This is a genomic window from Acinetobacter sp. D009 (genome assembly GCF_038562025.1).
GTDB lineage: Bacteria > Pseudomonadota > Gammaproteobacteria > Pseudomonadales > Moraxellaceae > Acinetobacter > Acinetobacter pittii.
In genome coordinates, this window is the sequence record NZ_CP151886.1 from 901,635 (window position 1) to 921,114 (window position 19,480).

15 protein-coding genes and 1 pseudogene are annotated in these 19,480 nt (G+C 38.2%); 10 read left to right on the top strand and 6 right to left on the bottom strand.

All coding sequences use genetic code 11. The annotated features are described in order from the left end of the window. The first annotated feature begins 241 nt into the window (after positions 1-241). From AAC388_RS04225 to AAC388_RS04245, 5 genes and pseudogenes are all read left to right on the top strand, one after another. Positions 242-1,648 (top strand): amino acid permease, encoded by a 1,407-nt coding sequence (locus tag AAC388_RS04225; protein ID WP_086376989.1) that lies wholly within the window; start codon positions 242-244, stop codon positions 1,646-1,648. Positions 1,649-1,788: 140 nt separating this feature from the next. Then, a complete protein-coding gene (locus AAC388_RS04230; protein ID WP_002118887.1) occupies positions 1,789-2,010 on the top strand; it encodes a lipoprotein in 222 nt (73 codons plus the stop codon). Between the two features lie 22 nt (positions 2,011-2,032). After that, a complete protein-coding gene (gene lysA / locus AAC388_RS04235) occupies positions 2,033-3,283 on the top strand; it encodes a diaminopimelate decarboxylase (protein ID WP_032007053.1) in 1,251 nt (416 codons plus the stop codon). 5 nt (positions 3,284-3,288) lie between these two features. Then, positions 3,289-4,134 carry a diaminopimelate epimerase gene (gene dapF / locus AAC388_RS04240; RefSeq protein ID WP_068930106.1) on the top strand — a complete coding sequence of 282 codons (846 nt, stop codon included), beginning with the start codon at positions 3,289-3,291 and terminating at the stop codon, positions 4,132-4,134. 101 nt (positions 4,135-4,235) lie between these two features. Continuing rightward, positions 4,236-4,841, top strand: a pseudogene (locus AAC388_RS04245) (alpha/beta hydrolase). Positions 4,842-4,886: 45 nt separating this feature from the next. On the opposite strand, the gene AAC388_RS04250 reads toward AAC388_RS04245, so the two are convergent. After that, positions 4,887-5,510: a LysE family translocator gene (locus tag AAC388_RS04250; protein ID WP_342371242.1), complete on the bottom strand. Its 624-nt coding sequence runs from the start codon at positions 5,508-5,510 to the stop codon at positions 4,887-4,889. Between the two features lie 165 nt (positions 5,511-5,675). Between AAC388_RS04250 and xerA the strand changes: the two genes are divergently transcribed. From xerA to gyrA, 4 genes are all read left to right on the top strand, one after another. Further along, positions 5,676-6,563 (top strand): site-specific tyrosine recombinase/integron integrase, encoded by an 888-nt coding sequence (gene xerA, locus AAC388_RS04255; RefSeq protein WP_080631163.1) that lies wholly within the window; start codon positions 5,676-5,678, stop codon positions 6,561-6,563. 461 nt (positions 6,564-7,024) lie between these two features. Next, a complete protein-coding gene (locus AAC388_RS04260) occupies positions 7,025-7,774 on the top strand; it encodes an electron transfer flavoprotein subunit beta/FixA family protein (RefSeq protein WP_002118903.1) in 750 nt (249 codons plus the stop codon). 17 nt (positions 7,775-7,791) lie between these two features. Then, positions 7,792-8,724 carry an FAD-binding protein gene (locus AAC388_RS04265; RefSeq protein ID WP_002118921.1) on the top strand — a complete coding sequence of 311 codons (933 nt, stop codon included), beginning with the start codon at positions 7,792-7,794 and terminating at the stop codon, positions 8,722-8,724. Positions 8,725-9,089: 365 nt separating this feature from the next. Beyond that, positions 9,090-11,804: a DNA gyrase subunit A gene (gene gyrA / locus AAC388_RS04270; RefSeq protein WP_032007057.1), complete on the top strand. Its 2,715-nt coding sequence runs from the start codon at positions 9,090-9,092 to the stop codon at positions 11,802-11,804. A 44-nt stretch (positions 11,805-11,848) separates the two neighbouring features. On the opposite strand, the gene AAC388_RS04275 is transcribed toward gyrA, so the two are convergent. The 4 genes from AAC388_RS04275 to AAC388_RS04290 are packed head-to-tail and all read right to left on the bottom strand — an operon-like array spanning position 11,849 to position 16,698. After that, positions 11,849-12,946, bottom strand: a complete 1,098-nt coding sequence (locus AAC388_RS04275) for an ABC transporter permease (RefSeq protein WP_342371243.1) — start codon at positions 12,944-12,946, stop codon at positions 11,849-11,851. Further along, positions 12,943-14,073, bottom strand: a complete 1,131-nt coding sequence (locus tag AAC388_RS04280; RefSeq protein WP_180752373.1) for an ABC transporter permease — start codon at positions 14,071-14,073, stop codon at positions 12,943-12,945. The genes AAC388_RS04275 and AAC388_RS04280 overlap by 4 nt, the downstream gene beginning before the upstream one ends. A gap of 3 nt (positions 14,074-14,076) precedes the next feature. Further along, entirely contained in the window at positions 14,077-15,198 is a 1,122-nt protein-coding gene (locus AAC388_RS04285) for an efflux RND transporter periplasmic adaptor subunit (protein WP_342371244.1), read from the bottom strand. A 12-nt stretch (positions 15,199-15,210) separates the two neighbouring features. Then, complete coding sequence (locus tag AAC388_RS04290) at positions 15,211-16,698, bottom strand: TolC family protein (protein ID WP_327741833.1); 1,488 nt, start codon at positions 16,696-16,698, stop codon at positions 15,211-15,213. Between the two features lie 385 nt (positions 16,699-17,083). On the opposite strand from AAC388_RS04290, the gene serC reads away from it, so the two are divergent. Next, positions 17,084-18,163: a 3-phosphoserine/phosphohydroxythreonine transaminase gene (serC, locus tag AAC388_RS04295; protein ID WP_005067728.1), complete on the top strand. Its 1,080-nt coding sequence runs from the start codon at positions 17,084-17,086 to the stop codon at positions 18,161-18,163. A 238-nt stretch (positions 18,164-18,401) separates the two neighbouring features. Here serC and AAC388_RS04300 read toward each other — a convergent pair whose 3' ends face one another. Beyond that, entirely contained in the window at positions 18,402-19,343 is a 942-nt protein-coding gene (locus AAC388_RS04300; RefSeq protein WP_002118998.1) for a hypothetical protein, read from the bottom strand. Positions 19,344-19,480: the final 137 nt, after the last annotated feature.

A 19,480-nucleotide genomic window follows, 5' to 3' on the forward strand; every position in this document is an offset into this window, starting at 1 on the left:
GCGGAAGTTAAACAAGTACGGCAAAAGTTGACTTGAGAGTCCGTTGTATTGCAAAAGGCTTGTGCGTATTATCGGATTTAATTGTATGTAGCTTGGAATCATCAGCAATACAGACAAATTGGTTAGCTGAAAAGTTGTCAAAAAATATACATTTAAAAGATACCTGCAAATGGTGCGATATCGTCTTTTTGATTTGAATTTAGCTAACGGACTAAAAAAATTACTGGAGTGTATTTATAAAATGTCGAATCAAAATCTGAGCGAGCCTCATGAACAAGGTGAGCTCCATCGAAGCCTCTCAAATCGGCATTTACAGCTGATCGCGATTGGCGGTGCAATTGGTACCGGATTATTCATGGGATCAGGTAAAACAATTAGCCTTGCTGGTCCATCAATCTTATTCATTTACCTGATTATTGGTGTGATGGTGTTTTTTGTCATGCGTGCGCTTGGTGAATTACTTCTTTCAAATCTTGCCTATAAATCATTTATTGACTTCACCACAGATTTAATCGGTCCATGGGCGGGTTACTTTGTGGGATGGACATACTGGTTATGTTGGATCACCATTGGTATCGCTGACCTTTCTGCAATTATCTACTACTTACAATTCTTCAATAATGGTCTGCCTTTCTCGCCAGTCGAAGGGGCGATGATCAGTGTTGCCGCGATTGTATTTATTATGGGTTTAAACCTGTTAACAGTTCGCTTGTTTGGTGAGTTAGAGTTCTGGTTTGCGCTCATTAAGATTCTTGCGATTATTATTTTAATCGCTGTGGGCCTATGGATGATCTTTACAGGCTTTACCTCAAGTACAGGTGAAGTTGCTTCATTTACTCATCTTTGGGCGAATGGTGGTTTCTTCCCAACAGGAGTGCATGGCTTCTTGGCAGGCTTCCAAATCGCAATCTTTGCCTTCGTTGGTGTGGAACTTGTGGGAACAACGGCTGCGGAAACGAAAGATCCAGCACGTAACTTACCAAAAGCAATTAACTCAATTCCAATCCGTATCATTATTTTCTACGTATTGGCATTATTGATTGTGATGTCTGTAACGCCATGGAATAAAATTGATCCAGCAATCAGCCCATTTGTAAACTTGTTTAGTCAAGCAGGCGTGGCAGCAGCTGCGATCTTGATGAACTTGGTTGTATTGTCATCAGTGATGTCGTCAATGAACAGTGGGGTCTTCTCAACAAGCCGTATGTTATTTGGTTTATCTCGTGAAGATCAAGGACCAAAAGCTTTTGGTAAATTAAACAAACGTGCAGTACCAGCAAATGCCTTGTATTTCTCTGCTGCCTGTTTATTGTTAGGTGCAGCATTACAGTATTTTGTACCAAATACAGTTGAAGCATTTACGCTTGCAACGACACTTTCAACGATTCTGTTCATTTGCGTGTGGTTACTTATTATCTGGAGTTATATCCGTTATTACACTACGCGTCCTGAGCTGCATGCCAAATCAACATTTAAATTACCGGGCGGTCTATTTACATGTTGGATCACGATTATTTTCTTTATTGGTATGATTTACGTGTTGTCGTTGGAACCAGATACGTTCAAAGCGCTTAAAGTCAGCCCAATTTGGTTTGTTATCTTGATCATTGGTTATTTCTTCTTCTATAAACCACGTCATAAAAAGTAATTAAATTTATTTGTTTATGATCAAACGCTGGCTGAAAAGCTGGCGTTTTTTATGCATATTGTTTTTCTCTTTAAGTTTACTCTTTAGCCGTCTGCATGATCACGGTATACTGCATCGAATTGTTTAAATCAGGTGCTCAGATGCGTCGTGTCATTTGCCTCATCAGTTTATTGAGCAGCAGTATTTTGCTAAGCGCTTGCGGTCAGTCAGGAGCATTACAGCTACCTTCTGATCCGAATTATGACAAACGTGCGAAATACTTGCTCTACCGTAATAAAGAACAGAAACAAGTTGTTCAACAGGATGAGCAGGCTGAACAGCCAGTTGAATCATCAGCCCCAACCCAAACAACTTCACCTTAAGCTTTGAAATAAGGACACATTCATGAGTTTCACTCGCATTAATGGAGTATTGCATGCAGAGCAATGTTCTATGGAGCAGCTTGCGCAGCAATTTGGCACCCCTTTGTATGTTTATTCAAAAGCAGCTTTTGAAAAACATTACTTAGATATGGACCGTGCTTTTGATTTTATTGATCATCAAATCTGTTTTGCGGTGAAATCTAACTCAAATATAGCTGTTCTGAATGTGTTGGCAAAACTTGGTGCTGGTTTTGATATCGTATCAGGTGGTGAACTTGCACGCGTTTTAAAAGCAGGTGGAGATGCATCTAAAGTTGTTTTTTCTGGGTTAGGTAAAACTGAAGCCGATATCGAAACATCGTTAAATGTAGGCATTGCTTGTTTTAACGTAGAGTCTTATGCAGAACTAGACCGCCTTCAAAAAGTTGCAGCTCGTCTAGGCAAAAAAGCGCCAATTTCTTTACGTGTAAATCCAGATGTAGATGCAAAAACTCATCCTTATATTTCAACTGGTTTAAAAGAAAATAAATTTGGTATCCCAAGTGATACCGTTTATGAAACTTATCAATATGCTGCATCTTTGCCAAACCTTGAAATCATTGGAATTGACTGTCACATCGGTTCGCAATTGACCGAGACTAAACCGTTTGTTGACGCTTTAGATCGTGTCATGTTGATGATCGAAGAATTGAAAAAACTTGGTATCAATCTTAAACATATTGATATCGGTGGTGGTTTAGGTGTTTGTTATAAAGATGAAACACCGCCAAGTGTTGAAGAATATGCCAACTCAATGAAACCTGCTTTAGAAAAGTTAGGTCTCAAGGTTTATATGGAGCCGGGTCGTAGCATTAGTGCAAATGCAGGTGTGCTTTTAACAAAAGTTGATTTGCTCAAGCCAACGAGCCACCGTAACTTTGCCATTATTGATGCTGCAATGAATGATTTAATTCGTCCTGCTTTATATGAAGCGTGGATGGATATCCAACCTGTAGTGCCAAGTTCTGATACTGAAGAAAAAACTTGGGATCTTGTGGGTGCAATCTGTGAAACAGGTGACTTCATTGGTAAAGATCGTTCATTGGCTTTAAAAGAAAATGACTTGTTAGCTGTTCTTGGCGCTGGCGCTTATGGTTTTGTAATGAGTTCAAATTACAATACACGTGGACGTGCCGCAGAAGTGATGGTATCAGGCGATAAAGCCCATTTGATTCGTGAGCGTGAAACGGTTGAATCCCTGTGGGAAAATGAACGCTTGTTGCCTGAGGAGTAAATGAAATGTTGTTAGAATTTACTAAAATGCATGGCCTAGGCAATGACTTTATGGTGGTTGATCTGATTAGCCAACGAGCCTATTTGGATACAGAAACAATTCAACGTTTAGCCGATCGTCATTTTGGCATCGGTTTTGATCAACTTTTAATTGTTGAACCACCAGATTTACCGGAAGCAGATTTTAAATATCGTATTTTTAATGCTGATGGTTCTGAAGTTGAACAATGTGGTAACGGTGTACGCTGTTTTGCTCGCTTTGTACATGAGCGTCATTTAACAACCAAAACGAGTATTACTGTCCAAACCAAAGCAGGTATTGTAAAACCTGAATTGGGACAAAATGGTTGGGTTCGCGTCAATATGGGCTACCCAAAGTTCTTGCCGAATGAAATTCCATTCGTTGCAGAACAAGCAGAAGCTTTATATACACTTGAGTTAGCTAACGACCAGAACATTAATATTGATGTGGTCAATATGGGCAATCCTCACGCTGTCACTATTGTTCCAGATGTATTAACTGCAGATGTTGCTGGCATTGGCCCACAAGTCGAGTCACATAAACGTTTCCCTGAGCGTGTTAATGCTGGCTTTATGCAAGTAATTGATGAAAAACATGTTCGCTTACGTGTATTTGAACGTGGTGTTGGTGAAACATTAGCTTGTGGTACAGGGGCATGTGCTGCTGCGGTAAGTGGTATGCGCCGTGGCTTACTTGCGAACTCAGTTGAAGTTGAGCTTGCTGGCGGTAAGTTACAAATTGAATGGCAAGAAGGCGATGTGGTCTGGATGACTGGTCCAACAACTCATGTTTATGATGGACGTTTGGATTTACGTTATTTCCAAGGCTAATAGCATTACCTAAATAGAAGCCTCTTTCATCAGCTAAAGTGATAAAAGAGGCTTTCTTTTATATGTACAATAATTTTTTAATTTTATTACTTTATAAAAATATAAATAATTTAATTTTCTTACCCGGTGCATCAGGCAGTACGACATTTTGGCATCCCTTAATTGAAAAATTACCTCAGCAGTATCGTACAAAAATTATTGGTTATCCGGGTTTTGGAGATACACCAGAATCCTTAGAAGTCAAAAGTTTTGAAGACCTAACAAATTATGTGGTCAATCAAATTAATGAAGAATCTGTAATTGTTGCTCAATCAATGGGTGGGATTTTTGCCGTTGCCGCAGCGCTAAAAAAACCTCATTTGGTGAAAGGGCTGGTCTTAATTGCTACTTCTGGTGGAATCAACCTTAAACGATTTAATGTGCAAGACTGGCGTGAAGCATACCGCCAAGCATTTTTAAAATATCCTGATTGGTTTATTACTACCAATGTTAACTACGAAGAGTTTTTATCAGATATAAACATTGAAACTATATTAATCTGGGGCGATAACGATCCGGTGAGTCCAGTTGAAGTGGGAACATAATTAAATCAGATATTTAAAAATTCAAGGCTGCATATTGTTAAAGGTGGAGATCATCAGTTGGCAGAAAAACATGCTGATGAAGTGGCCACACAAATTAAAGATTATTTAAAAAAGATGAAGTAAGTTTTTAAAAACGGAAGCGTGCTGTGTTAGCACGCTTTTAAAAATTTATCTTTTACTCAAAGCTAATTTCAAAGCAAACAACACAAAAATACTGCCAGTAATCCGATCCATATATTTCATAAATTTGGGTTGCTTAAGATAACGTGACAGTGGCTGCATAGCCAAAATTAATAAAGTTGACCATAACATTCCAATGACGACATGAATCATTACCAGTCCCATCACCCAAGTAACTGCTGATGCTTGTGGTGGAATAAACTGTGGAAGAAATGAAATATAAAAAATACCAACTTTGGGATTAAGTAAATTACCCAAAAAGCCTTTAATAAACCAATTTTGTGAAGGAGAGGTATTTGAACTATTCTCTTGAATATCTGCAAGTTGGCTACGTGGTTTTAAAATCATATTTAAACCTAACCATGCTAGATAAGCTGCTCCCATCCATTTTAGAATATTAAAAGCGAGATCAGATGCCATGAGCAAAGCACCTAGACCACAGGCAACCATAATTCCCCATACAATACAGCCAAGGCTAATGCCGACCGCTGCTTGAAACGCTTTCGATTTACCTTCAAGTGTTGCTGTACGAATAATTAAAGTCGTATCTAAACCCGGGGTCAGTGTAAGTAAGGTAATCGCAATTAAATAAGGGATGAGTATGGTGGTCATGGCAGCAAGGTCCAATGAATACTTGGTTTAAATTGTAATATATAAATTAGATCAGCATTAGGTTGTGCGGTATCAAATTTTCATGATCACATAGTTTTTGGTACACTCAAAAAAATGAGCAAATAAATGGAGAGCAATTTGGATTTTGCATTACAACTGCTCTCAATGTGGTTAAAAGAAAGAAAAATACAGAATCAATCTGAGCACACGATTACTGCTTATGAACGAGATGTTAAAAGCTTTCTTGAGTTCTGCGAGCACAAACAACTAGATTTGAGAAATATTGAAGCTTCAGATTTAAGAGAGTACTTAGCGCAGCGTGTCGAACAGGACCAGTTAAGTTCAAGTAGCATGCAACGCCATCTCACCTCAATTCGTCAATTTATGAAGTGGGCTGAACAAGGTAAATATCTAGAAATTAATCCTACCGACGATTTTAAGTTAAAACGCCAACCTAGACCTTTGCCTGGCATGATCGACATAGAAACAGTTAATCAAATTTTGGATCAACCTATGCCAGAAAAACCGGTTGATCAGCAATTGTGGTTAAGAGATAAAGCGATGCTCGAGTTACTTTACTCAAGTGGTTTACGTTTGGCTGAATTACAGGGTTTAACAGTTAAGGATGTAGATTTTAATCGCCAACTTGTTCGTATTACAGGTAAAGGAAATAAAACCCGTATAGTACCATTTGGGAAAAAAGCAAAAGAAAGCCTATTGAATTGGTTGAAAGTTTACAAAATTTGGAAAGGACATTTTGATCAAAATGATTCTGTTTTTATTTCCTTACGAGGAGGAGCGCTCACTCCAAGGCAAATTGAAAAACGAGTGAAGCTTCAAGCACAACGAGCAGGTGTAAATGTCGATTTACATCCACATTTACTCAGACATTGTTTTGCTAGCCATATGCTATCGAGTAGCGGTGATTTGCGTTCAGTACAAGAAATGCTAGGCCATAGTAATTTATCTACGACACAAATTTATACGCATATTGATTTCGATCATTTGGCACAAGTATATGATCAAGCTCATCCAAGGGCACATAAAAGCTAAAAGTTAAAAATAGACTCAATAAATAGATAATTAAATTGAGAAGTTTTAAGTGAATGTAGAGATCATTTGTATTTTTTTACAAATTTGTTTAAGAGAAATAGTCAAAACAGCCAAATTGACCATTTTGATCTTTGGGTATTTTGTGGACGACTGGGTCTAAAAAACGTCGGATTTATGGTTTTTAAAAGTAATCTTATGTTTCTAGCTAATATGCTAAATAAGATAAAAAGATAATAAAAATCAATGTATAAAATAGAGTTTAAAAAGAATAAAATAGGCCTTCATAGCAGTCTAAAATTTTTTTATGAACTGATGATTTCATTTTTTTTGTGCTGTTCCAGAAAATTGTGACTTGACCGAAATGCCAAACACATTGCAAGATAGGGTACCTAAAAAATTTTAATTGAAGAGTTAATATACTTTTCTCAACATTTACTTTTGCTAGAACAGCCGAGGATTACATGAAGGCTCTTGTTGCTGTAAAACGCGTGGTTGATGCCAACGTTAAAGTTCGTGTTAAGCCGGACAATAGTGGGGTTGACCTTACCAACGTAAAAATGTCAATTAACCCATTTTGTGAAATCGCAGTGGAAGAAGCGGTTCGCTTAAAAGAAAAAGGAACAGTATCAGAAATCGTCGTTGTTTCTGTTGGTCCTAAAGAAGCTCAAGAACAAATCCGTTCTGCAATGGCTCTAGGCGCAGACCGTGGTATTTTGGTTGAAACTACTGATGAAATTGGCGCTTTAGAAGTTGCTAAAATTTTAAAAGGTGTTGTTGAAGCTGAAAAACCAGAACTTATCCTTCTTGGTAAACAAGCAATTGATGATGACTCTAACCAAGTAGGTCAAATGCTTGGTGCATTATTAGGTGCTGGTCAAGGTACATTCGCTTCTGAAGTGAAAGTTGATGGCGGTAAAGTACAAGTGACTCGTGAAGTTGACGGTGGTTTACAAACTGTTGAACTTACACTTCCTGCAATCATCACGACTGACTTGCGTTTGAACGAGCCACGTTATGCAGCATTGCCTAACATCATGAAAGCTCGTAAGAAGCCACTTGATACAAAATCTCCTGCGGATTATGGCGTTACAGCTGGTACTAAGCTTAAAACTGTTAAAGTTGAAGCTCCAGCAGAACGTAAAGCTGGCGTACAAGTGAAATCTGTAGATGAGCTTGTTGAAAAATTGAAAAATGAAGCGAAAGTGATCTAATACGGAAGGATAAAATCATGAGTATTTTAGTTATCGCTGACCACAACAACCAAGTACTTAACGGTGCTACTTTAAACGTTGTTGCTGCAGCACAAAAAATCGGTGGTGATATTACTGTATTAGTTGCTGGTTCTGGTGCTCAAGCAGTTGCTGATGCTGCTGCTAAAGTTGCTGGTGTAAGCAAAGTTTTACTTGCTGACAACGCTGCTTATGCAAACCAATTAGCTGAAAACGTAGCTGGCTTAGTTGCTGACTTGGCTAAAGGTTACAAATACGTTTTAGCTGCTTCTACAACGACTGGTAAGAACATTCTTCCACGTGTTGCTGCTCTTCTTGATGTAAGCATGATCACAGATATTATTTCTGTTGAATCTGCGAACACATTCAAGCGTCCTATCTATGCAGGTAACGCGATTGCAACTGTTCAATCTGACGAAGCAATCATTGTTGGTACCGTTCGTGGTACAGCATTTGATCCAGTTGCTGCGGAAGGCGGTTCAGCTGCTGTTGAAACAGTTGGCGAAGTAAAAGATGCGGGTATTTCTCACTTCGTATCTGAAGAAATCGTTAAGCTTGATCGTCCAGAATTAACTGCGGCTCGTATCGTAGTTTCTGGTGGTCGTGGTGTAGGTTCTGGTGAGAACTATCATAAAGTACTTGATCCATTAGCTGACAAGCTTGGTGCAGCACAAGGTGCTTCACGTGCAGCAGTTGATGCGGGCTTTGTACCTAACGATTTCCAAGTTGGTCAAACTGGTAAAATCGTTGCGCCTGAGCTTTATGTTGCTGTAGGTATTTCTGGTGCGATCCAGCATTTAGCTGGTATGAAAGATTCTAAAGTTATTGTTGCAATCAACAAAGACGAAGAAGCACCAATCAACAGTGTTGCTGACTACTGGTTAGTTGGTGATTTGAACACTGTAGTACCAGAATTGGTATCTAAACTTTAATCTTTACCGATTAAAGTTAAAAAACCCTTAGTTTTTACTAGGGGTTTTTTATTGTGGATAGTGACATGGAATGTATAACTGAGAATTTTATCTCATTTGAGGTTTGATTTTTATAGAATAAAAATCACATAGTTTTATTAAGAATAGAACGTGCTAGTTATAGCGATATGATAAGAATAATATGCAATTAAATTATACAAATATCACCAGATTAGCGGTGTAGATTCCGCACATTACAAAGTGCTTTTATGCTATAGTATACAGCTATATTTTTTTCGATTTTAGTTCAGTTTCCGGAACTAAATTTTTTGCAAGATCAAGACATATAAGCAGATGGAAATTTCTATCTGTAAGAAGGAGTATGCATGAGCGTATCGGAAATCCGACCGATTGCCATTGAGGACGAACTCAAGCATTCATATTTAGATTACGCGATGAGTGTAATCGTATCTCGTGCATTGCCGGATGTGAGAGACGGTCTTAAACCTGTTCACCGTCGTGTGCTTTATGCCATGCACGAATTGGGCAATGACTATAACAAAGCCTACAAGAAATCTGCGCGTGTTGTTGGGGACGTAATCGGTAAATATCACCCTCATGGTGACTCAGCTGTTTATGAAACCATTGTACGTATGGCTCAGGACTTTAGCTTACGTTATTTATTGGTAGATGGTCAGGGTAACTTCGGTTCGATTGATGGCGATAGCGCAGCTGCAATGCGTTATACCGAAGTCCGTATGACCAAACTTGCACACGAGCTTCTTGCAGATCTAGAAAAAGACACGGTTGACTGGGAAGATAACTACGACGGATCTGAGCGTATTCCTGAAGTACTTCCGACACGTGTTCCTAACTTGTTAATTAATGGTGCTGCTGGTATTGCCGTAGGTATGGCAACCAACATGGCACCGCATAACATGACAGAAGTTGTGAATGCGTGCTTAGCCTATGCTGACAATCCGAATATCTCGATTGAAGGATTGATGGAATATATTACTGGTCCTGACTTCCCTACAGGCGGTATTATTTACGGTAAATCAGGTATTGTTGATGCTTACCGTACAGGTAAGGGCCGCTTACATATTCGTGGTAAGTACCATTTCGAAGAAGATGAAAAGACAGGCCGTACAACGATTGTCTTTACTGAAATTCCATATCAAGTAAACAAAGCAAGAGTGATTGAACGTATTGCTGAGTTAGTGAAAGAGAAAAAACTTGAAGGTATTTCAGAACTTCGTGATGAGTCTGACAAAGAAGGTATGCGTATTGCAATTGACTTAAAGCGTGGTGAAAACGCGGAAGTCGTTGTAAATAACTTATTCTTAAATACCCAGCTTGAGAACTCATTCAGCATCAACATGGTTTGTCTTGATAACGGACAACCAAAGTTGATGAATCTGAAAGATATTATTGCGGCATTTATCCGTCACCGCCAAGAAGTTGTGACACGCCGTACCATGTTCGAACTGCGTAAAGCACGTGAACGTGGTCATATCTTAGAAGGCTTAACCGTTGCTTTAGCCAATATCGATGAAATTATCGAGACTATTAAAACTTCTGCTAACCCTGCTGAAGCGCGTGAGCGTTTACTTGCAGGTGAGTGGGCAGGTGGTGGTGTCGTTTCATTGCTTGAAAAAGCTGGCGCAATTTCTGTTCGTCCAGATGAAATCGAAGGTGAAGATCCAAATCGTCCATTTGGTTTAACTGAATCGATTTATCGTTTATCACCAACACAAGTAGGCGCAATTTTAGAATTACGCTTACATCGTTTAACAGGACTTGAACAAGACAAATTACATGCAGAATATACTGAAATTTTAGGTCAAATCGCTGAACTTACTGCGATTTTGAATGATTTCAACTTATTGATGGCTGTAATTCGCGAAGAGTTGGCACTGGTACTACAACAGTATGGTGATGGGCGTCGCACTGAAATTATTGAATCACGTATTGATTTTAGTCGTGAGGATTTAATTCCTGAAGAGCAAGTTGTATTAACGGTTTCACAAACAGGTTATGCAAAAACTCAACCACTTTCAGACTATCAGGCTCAGCGCCGTGGTGGTCGTGGTAAGTCGGCAACTTCAATGAAAGATGATGATTTTATTCAACATCTCATTGTAGCTTCAAACCATGCGACTGTGCTGTGCTTTACCAACGTAGGTAAAGTATATCGTCTTCGTGTGTTTGAAGTGCCTCAAGCATCACGTGGTGCGAAAGGCCGTCCGATTGTGAACTTGTTACCTTTAGATGCGAATGAAACAGTAACAGCTATCTTGCCTTTGACTGAGTTCCCAGAAAACCATTACGTATTTATGGCGACAGCATCAGGTACGGTTAAACGTGTTGATTTAGAGCAATTTGCTAACATCCGTTCAAATGGTTTACGCGCAATTGAGCTCAATGAAGAAGATACCTTAATTGGTGTTGCTATTACTGATGGTAATCAGCAAATCATGTTGTTCTCGAACGAAGGTAAGGCAATCCGTTTTGCTGAGACTGACGTACGCGCAATGGGTCGTACTGCAAAAGGTGTTCGTGGTATGCGCGTGAGCTTTGCAAGCAGTACTTTAAGTGAAGAAGATGCAGATGTTGAAAATGATGAATCAGATGACAATGACGATTCAGCAGATTCAAATTTAGTAAGTCGTATCGTATCGCTTGTAGTTGTACCTGAAACAGGTGAAGTACTGTGTGCAAGTGCCAATGGTTACGGTAAGCGTACTCCAGTAAATGACTTCCCGACCAAGAAACGTGGCGGTAAGGGTGTCATTGCGATTAAGACAAGCGAACGTAACGGTGAGCTTGTTGGTGCAGTGTCTATTGACGAAACCAAAGAATTATTACTTATTTCTGATGGCGGTACATTAGTTCGTACCCGTGCAGCAGAAGTTGCAATGACTGGTCGTAATGCACAAGGTGTACGTCTAATTCGCTTAAGCGAAGAAGAAACTCTAGTAGGCGTTGTGTCTATTGAAGCTGTCGAAGATGAAGAAGAGTTTCTCGAAGGCGAAGTAGATACTACTGAAACTGATAGCGAAGAAGCTGTATCAAATAATGAAGATGCTTCTGAAGACTAAGTAAAACTTAAATAAAAAAGGAAGCATAAGCTTCCTTTTTTATTTTATGAAGAAGATTTTTTAACAAGCCGATAATAAGATAAACCCACCAATATTAATCCAAGGGTTCCAAGAAAAATCAGTTTTGGTACAACCGTGGCTAATGGAACACCCATCTGATTAAGTTGCACAAACATTTGTACCGCATGTGTTGAGGGTAAACACCACGCAAACCATTGTAGCCATTCAGGCATTGCTTGATGAGGCCAAGCAGCTCCAGTTAGTAAGAATAAAGGTACAGAGCTAAACACAATAATATGTCCGGCACGTTCCGGCATATCCAAAAGTGATCCGATCAACATACCTAATCCAATCACACAACTAATAAAAATAGGAACAGCAACTAGTAAACCAGTGAAGTTTCCACCGTGTGGGTAGTCATTGAACCACAAGGTAAAACCGAAAAGATAAAAACATCCTAAACAGCCAATGGTAAATATACTTGCGAAGATTCCAGCAAAACGAACAGCTGTAATTTTTTCATGTTGCTCCCGATAGCTAGCTATTAACATTGCCAAACCTAGCACAATCGTTTGATGAATAATTAAAGATGCAACAGCCGGAAAAATATAACTTCCATATCCTGAAAGGGGATTAAATAACGGCACTTGATGAATAGAAAGCGCTGGCTGGAAGTGTGTGCGTTGTCCAAATTTTTCAATATATTCTTTTAATGTAGCTTCTATCGAGGTTGCCAGACCTAAACCAATTTCTTTAGTTTTTAAAAAGTTGGTTGTGCTTAAGTATAAGCCTATTCCACCTGTTTCTCCGCGGCGTAGGCTTTGGGTTAAGTTATTTGGTAAAAGTAAAATACCATCAGCTTTTTGCTCACGTACCATTTGTTCAGCTTGTAAAAAATTGCTGGTAACGGTAACGATATGAACATGGGGGCTATTTGCACTTTGGCCAATCAATTGAGAAGTTAAGAGGCTTTGCTCTTCATCGACAATCACGATTGGAATAGATTCTGCACGCTCAGCTTTATAGGCGGTAGGATAAAAAAAGCTATAAAGAATGACCGATAAAATTAGCGTTGTGAAAACTGAGCTATTACTTACAATGTCTTTAAATGTTTGCCCATAAGCCCTAAAGAATTCTTTCATTGCGTTGCCCCTCGAACTAATTTTTTAAGCAATAGACAACTTAAAAAGAAGTAAATCAGGCAATAACCGATGAGTATTAAAAAAGGAATCATTGAAATGAAAACTGGACTGCCGATCACCCATTGTTCGGTTTGAAGCTTGGCATAAGGAGTATAAGGAATAATGAGTGACCAAAACTTGGTGAAAATAGGGGCATTATTTAAAGGTAACGTAACGCCTGCGAAACTTAAAGAAGAGCCGCCATATACTGCGATAAAGCCAAAAGTCTTACTTAAATTTTTGGTTGCAAGAATGACGGTGCTACTAATCAAAGCATAGGCAAAATAAAGTAAAAACTGTGCACATAACAATAAACTAAGAGAACCTGCTACGAACCAGCCACGGATTTCGACTAGCCAAAACATCCATACCCATGTCCATGCACAAAATATAAGGCTATAAAGCAGATTTTTGGCCAATAAGCCTTGAATAAAACTTTCTCGGTTTACCCATGCTGTTAATGTGCCACGTTTAAGTTCTTGTCCAATAGCAAAGGCAACACAGCAACATAACAATAAGTGCAATACAGCAGGAACCATGAAAGGTTCTAAGTAAAATTCATAGCTCATACTTGGATTATAAAGCGTTGAGATTTTTACATGAGCCGTAGGAACATCTAAATAGGGAATACTATTTACAAGATAACTTTGACCAGCATAGTCTGCTAAAGCATTGAGGGTACTGACCAGCATTGCTGAAGAAATGGTGTTTCCGACACTAAAAAAAGACTGATTAAATGCAATGCTGATTTGAGCATCTTGTGCTTTAACGAAGCGCTTTTCAGCACCGTCTGGAATAAAAACATACCCCCATATTTTGGTTTCATTGAGTAGTTGTTCAGCCTCAGCAGAACTTGCCGTAATTGTTTTAATGTCTACTGTATGATTCAACGAAAGATACTTTTCAATATTACGGCTGAGTTCACTTTGGTCCTGATCAATAATTGCAATTGGTAAGTGTTCAGCTTTACCTGCGTAAAACATGCTGCTAAACATGAAAATGATAAAAGCAGGGATAAGTGTCACCATACACAAATCCCATTTATTGCTTTTTAGATAGTTTAGTTCCCGTAATATACTGGCAAACATGCTTTATTTTTCTTCTTTAATTTTAAATAGAACACTCATACCAACCTTTAAATCCTTTACAGGACTTTCAGGTACCAGATGTAATTTGAAGCTACGAATATCATAGCCTCCAGTTTGGCGAGTCGTTTTAATGGTGGCAAATTCACCTTCAGCATCAATATTCTTGATTTTAAAATTCACATTCTGATTAAGAGCAGGTATGAATCCTTCAAGGGTTTTATTTTTATAAACAGAGGCATATTGATTTTCACCCACGTTTAAACTCACCCATAAATCATCATCTTCTAAAATGCTGACAACAGGCACGCCCATAGCGACTAATTCAGAAGGCTTACCATAAGTTTTTGAAACTGTGCCTGAAATCGGAGAGAGTAAGCGTGTCTCTTCCTCTAAAGCTTTTGCTTCAGCTACTGCAGCTTTTGCAATTTCAACCTGTGCATCTGCTGTAGATTTTTGTTGGCTGGTACTGCCACGTTTTGCACGAGCATATTGCTGATAAGAGGCTTCACTTAATTCTTGAGCAGAGGTTTGTGCTGCAAGCATTTCATCTCGTCTTTGACGTGAAATGACGCCTTGTCTATATAAATTTTCACCGCGTTGGTAAGTGGTTTTTGCAAGGTTTGCTTGAGCTTTCGTGCTTTGCCAGTTGGCATAGAGAGTATCGATATTTTCTTGTTGAGAACCTCGATCTACCGTAGATTGAAATGCTAAAGCCGATTGTAAGGTAGCCAAGGCTTGTTGCTTTTTAGCTTCTATTTCCGGGCTAACCAAACGAACAAGGGGCTGACCTTTGGAAATTTTCTGGCCTTCTTGTACATAAATTTCTTCAATACGACTTGGAACTTTTGTACTTACGTGAATAGTTTCAGCTTCAACTCGGCCTTGAAGTTCAATAGGTTTCGGCTGATAGCTTTTCCACAAACCAAAAATAATTAAACCTAATAGGGCAATAATAATTACACCAATAATCAGTTTAATTTTAGAGTTTTTAGGTGGTTTTGAATCATCTTTATTTGTGTTTGATTCTTGATGGTCACTAACTTGATCATCTTTTTTAATTTGGTTGGTTTCTGCCGTATCCGCAACAGGAGAATCTTGTTCTGAATGAGCTGAGTCTTGATTCATTTTATACTCCTATTAACGAATATAGTCGGTATGTGGTTGATTGACATAAGCTTTAAATTGGTCAATTGAGCCGTGACTTTGTAGTAAAGTCGCGAGTGACATGACATATTTATAAGCATTTAAAGCCATTTCAGTTTTTAAGGCACTTAATGCATTTTGCGCATCAATCACTTGGGTTGCTGTACCCATTCCTTCACGAAAAGAAAGTTCTTGAATACGTAGGTTTTCTTGAGCAGCATTTACGTTTCTTTGTAAAAGCTGATGACTTTGTTGAGCAGAGTTAAGCTCGTTATATGATTTATTCAAAAGTGCTTCAATCTCTTGTTTAGTTCGTTCAGTCATGAGTTCAGAAGCGTAGCGCTTTAATTCGGCAGCATGAATATTCTTATTTTTATCTACCCCAGAAAATAGGTTGTATTTTGCCATTACACCGACAATCCAGTTTTCATTTTCATCAAGCGCATATTCACCAAATGCAAATAGACTTGGTTTTTTTGCGGCTTGTTGAGCTTGAATATTGACATTAGCCAGTTGAGTATCCATCTGCATTTTTTGTACAAGGCTAGATTTTTGCGAATAACTGGTTAAAAGTGATTCTAGAGGCTGGCTTGGAGTGTTATTTACAAATAACGGTGTACTTAAATCGACATTATTTTGTTGATGTAAAAGATTATTAAGGCTAAAGCGGCTGGCGTTTAAGTTGGCTTGAGTATTTTGTAAAGTACGTTCTGCATTATTACGCGCGACTTCAAACTGCATGCGTTGCCCTTTACTAATAAATCCTTGTTGTTCCAGCTTTAGGGCATTGCTGTAATGTTTTTGCATCGCATTAAAGTTAAATAAGCTACTTGCGACCAGCTGCTGCTGTAATTGCACATTAAAGTAACTTTGTACTACTTCAAATCGCTGTATATCTTGCTGTTGTTGGCTTGAAAGCTCAGAGCGCTGTGCTTGTATATTAGCTATTTTTTTAGCGCTGCTGGTTAAGCCGCCTGTATAGAGTGGCATTACGACTGAAATCGAAGGGCGTACCACCTGATCTTCGATAGTCAGATTCGCATAATCAGGAAAGCGATTTATACCATCATGTATGGTTTGGTTTGCGCCTTCTTGAACTTGTCCCAGCACATCTGATGGAATGACATTGTTCCACTGTGAAAGTTTATCGTTGAGTCCTTGGCTTAAATCATTTTCAAGTTTTTGTTTAAAAGCCCCAAGAGGTACATCTGTTTCACTATGAAAAGCGTAGGCTCTGACATTCAAATCAACTCTAGGTAATCCGAGGCCCTTTACTGCTTCAGCTTCTAATTGAGATGCTTGCTGTAATGCTTGGTTGGCTTGAGTACTGTATGAACTTTTTAAAGCTTGTTGTTCTGCTTCGGCATAACTTAAGCTTCCAGCGTATAAATGATTAGTGAAAAAAAAGCCTAAAGCCAAAGCAAGATGTTTTGGTTTAAATGAAAAGGGAAAAATAGAATGTCTATATCGATGTGTTGGCATTTTAAATAACAATTTTTGGCATCCCTTATAGTTTAAATTTCTTGTTATTAAATTCAATTATCATCTTGTTTATTATACATTTGTATAAAAACATGGTGGTTTTTAGCTCCTTTAATTATTGAATTTACTAAGCCAATATTTTTGTAATAGCTATCAAGGTATGTGAAATTATAATCACAAGTCAAGTTGATCTTTTTACTTAAAAATTTTTTTAAATGGGGAAGCTGATTATTAAAACTAAAGAAATAAAGACAACAATAATTGAAAAAATAAACCTAAATACAGTCCAGCATTGAAATATTTACTTGAGAAGCTGCTGCAAGCTTAAGCAATCTGTGGTTAAATGCCATTTTTATTGTGTTTGACTTTATACAAGGGAAAAATCATGCGCGCGTACAATTTCTGTGCTGGTCCTGCTGCATTACCTACTGCCGTTTTAGAAAAAGCTCAACAAGAATTGTTGGATTGGCAGGGTAAAGGTCTATCCATCATGGAAATGAGTCACCGTAGTGCTGACTATGTTGCTGTGGCTGAAAAAGCTGAAGCAGATTTACGCAAGTTAATGAATATTCCAGAAAACTATAAAGTACTGTTTTTACAAGGCGGTGCGTCATTACAATTTTCTGCTATTCCTTTAAACCTTTTAGGTAAGAACAGTAAAGCCGATTATATTCACACCGGCATCTGGTCTGAAAAAGCGTTAAAAGAAGCAAAACGTTATGGCGATATTAATGTTGTAGAAGCTGGCATTAAAGTAGATGGCAAGTTCGCAATTTCTGAACAAAGCGAATGGAATTTATCTGATGATGCAGCATATGTACATTATGCGGATAATGAAACGATTGGCGGCTTACAGTTCGCGGGAATTCCTGATGTAAAAGCTCCACTTGTTTGTGACTATTCATCAAGTATTTTATCTGCTCCATTAGATGTGACTAAGTTTGGTTTAATCTATGCTGGCGCACAAAAAAATATTGGTCCTGCTGGTTTAACAATTGTCATTATTCGTGATGACTTACTTGATCAGGCTAAACCAGAAATTCCAAGTATTTTAAAATATGGCGACCAAGCCAAAAATGGTTCTATGGTAAATACACCATCGACTTACGCCTGGTACTTGTCTGGTTTGGTATTTGAATGGTTGCTAGAGCAGGGTGGGGTAGAGGCTATTCATAAAGTGAACCTTGAAAAAGCTCAGTTGTTATATGGTTATATCGACTCAAGCGATTTCTACAATAACCCGATCGCAATTCCAAACCGCTCAATTATGAATGTACCGTTTACCTTGGCAGACGAAGCTTTAGAAAAGCAATTCTTAAAAGAAGCGGAAGCTAATCACTTGTTAAATTTAGCTGGCCACCGTTCTGTCGGCGGTATGCGTGCAAGTATTTATAATGCCGTACCATTAGAAGGCGTACAGGCTTTAATCAACTTTATGGATGATTTTGCAAAGCGTAATGGTTAAGCAAATCAAATAAATAAAGCCCTCAAAGGAGGGCTTTATTTATTGAATAAGTTATAAATTAAAAAGGCACTAAACCAAACTGGTGCATGAATATGGCAGCTAAGAACATACCCAAGACAAAAAAGCAAAACGCACCAGTATCGACCTTTACGCGCAGGCTACTGGATTGAATGAGGCTGGTAGTTTGTTCGGGTATAATCTTCATTCAATAACCTAATTATTAAAATATTAGTGAAATTCAATTAGTTTCACCCTTTTTAGCACAAATAGTCGCCTGAATCCAGATATTACCGCGAATATATTCGCCAATATTAAAGTTTTTATACAAATCGTTTTTGGTCGCAATGCGCACTAATATGGCAGGAAGATCATCTTCTAAAACCAAAGTGACATCATAAAGGGTATATTCTGCCCCCATAAATGTCATAGAAGTTTTACCAACAATATTACCTTGGAACCATGCTTCATCTTCTTGACCAAGATTTTCGCCATATAAATAAGCGACCATTTTAGAAAAATCAACGGTTACAGGTTCTTGATCTTCTGGAGTTTTTGGTTGCCATTCATTAATGAGTTCCTGTAAGTTTTCAGGAGCAACACCATTATGTTCAGTTAAAATTGCATTTAATGCACGGTGATGTTTAATAGAAGCGGGGTCATCAACAATGATTTTTTCACCTGCTGGAACAGGTTCTAATTCATAAGCCCATGCATTAAATTGGACTTGATAGTTTTGATTTTTGTCATATTGACAGTAGTTAACACTAAATAAATTATCAAATGCATAAACGGTTGTATTTTTATTTAGTCTTAAACTCAACACGGCTTGTGTAGCAGAGTCACAAGTAATGATGCGTTCAATTTTCGCATTATATTGATATGGACTTTCAAAACTTGGGAAGGCTGTTTTAAGAGCACGAGGTTTTTGATTTTCAACAGCAATAATTTGATTGATGGTAACTTTTTGGTCTTGTGGACCTTGAATGAGCCAAAAAGATTGATCCATGTCTTCTTCATGTTCACACAAACCCATTGGCATTACAGGTGCATCAAGTGCCAGTCCTAACCATTTTGGTACATCTGTTTCGGGATGGGACGTCAATAGATTCCAATGTTCTCCATGACTACCAAAATTTTGGTCATTTACTTTAATAACTTCTGGACTGTTTTGATTTTTCATAAGCACGATGCTGTTGGGTTCACATTACTTGTTATATTAAATCGAGGGTGTTTGCTATTTTTCAAGTCACCATATGTAAATTCTCTTGTAAAAGCGCGTATTTAGTCATTTAAAGAGAAATGCTACTTTTATTGATA

What these genes read in the sequence shown, in the direction of transcription:
- AAC388_RS04225 (WP_086376989.1), top strand. Translation starts at nt 242, where the DNA reads ATGTCGAATCAAAATCTGAGCGAGCCTCATGAACAAGGTGAGCTCCAT.
- AAC388_RS04230 (WP_002118887.1), top strand. Translation starts at nt 1,789, where the DNA reads ATGCGTCGTGTCATTTGCCTCATCAGTTTATTGAGCAGCAGTATTTTG.
- lysA (WP_032007053.1), top strand. Translation starts at nt 2,033, where the DNA reads ATGAGTTTCACTCGCATTAATGGAGTATTGCATGCAGAGCAATGTTCT.
- dapF (WP_068930106.1), top strand. Translation starts at nt 3,289, where the DNA reads ATGTTGTTAGAATTTACTAAAATGCATGGCCTAGGCAATGACTTTATG.
- AAC388_RS04250 (WP_342371242.1), bottom strand. Translation starts at nt 5,510, where the DNA reads ATGACCACCATACTCATCCCTTATTTAATTGCGATTACCTTACTTACA.
- xerA (WP_080631163.1), top strand. Translation starts at nt 5,676, where the DNA reads ATGTGGTTAAAAGAAAGAAAAATACAGAATCAATCTGAGCACACGATT.
- AAC388_RS04260 (WP_002118903.1), top strand. Translation starts at nt 7,025, where the DNA reads ATGAAGGCTCTTGTTGCTGTAAAACGCGTGGTTGATGCCAACGTTAAA.
- AAC388_RS04265 (WP_002118921.1), top strand. Translation starts at nt 7,792, where the DNA reads ATGAGTATTTTAGTTATCGCTGACCACAACAACCAAGTACTTAACGGT.
- gyrA (WP_032007057.1), top strand. Translation starts at nt 9,090, where the DNA reads ATGAGCGTATCGGAAATCCGACCGATTGCCATTGAGGACGAACTCAAG.
- AAC388_RS04275 (WP_342371243.1), bottom strand. Translation starts at nt 12,946, where the DNA reads ATGAAAGAATTCTTTAGGGCTTATGGGCAAACATTTAAAGACATTGTA.
- AAC388_RS04280 (WP_180752373.1), bottom strand. Translation starts at nt 14,073, where the DNA reads ATGTTTGCCAGTATATTACGGGAACTAAACTATCTAAAAAGCAATAAA.
- AAC388_RS04285 (WP_342371244.1), bottom strand. Translation starts at nt 15,198, where the DNA reads ATGAATCAAGACTCAGCTCATTCAGAACAAGATTCTCCTGTTGCGGAT.
- AAC388_RS04290 (WP_327741833.1), bottom strand. Translation starts at nt 16,698, where the DNA reads ATGCCAACACATCGATATAGACATTCTATTTTTCCCTTTTCATTTAAA.
- serC (WP_005067728.1), top strand. Translation starts at nt 17,084, where the DNA reads ATGCGCGCGTACAATTTCTGTGCTGGTCCTGCTGCATTACCTACTGCC.
- AAC388_RS04300 (WP_002118998.1), bottom strand. Translation starts at nt 19,343, where the DNA reads ATGAAAAATCAAAACAGTCCAGAAGTTATTAAAGTAAATGACCAAAAT.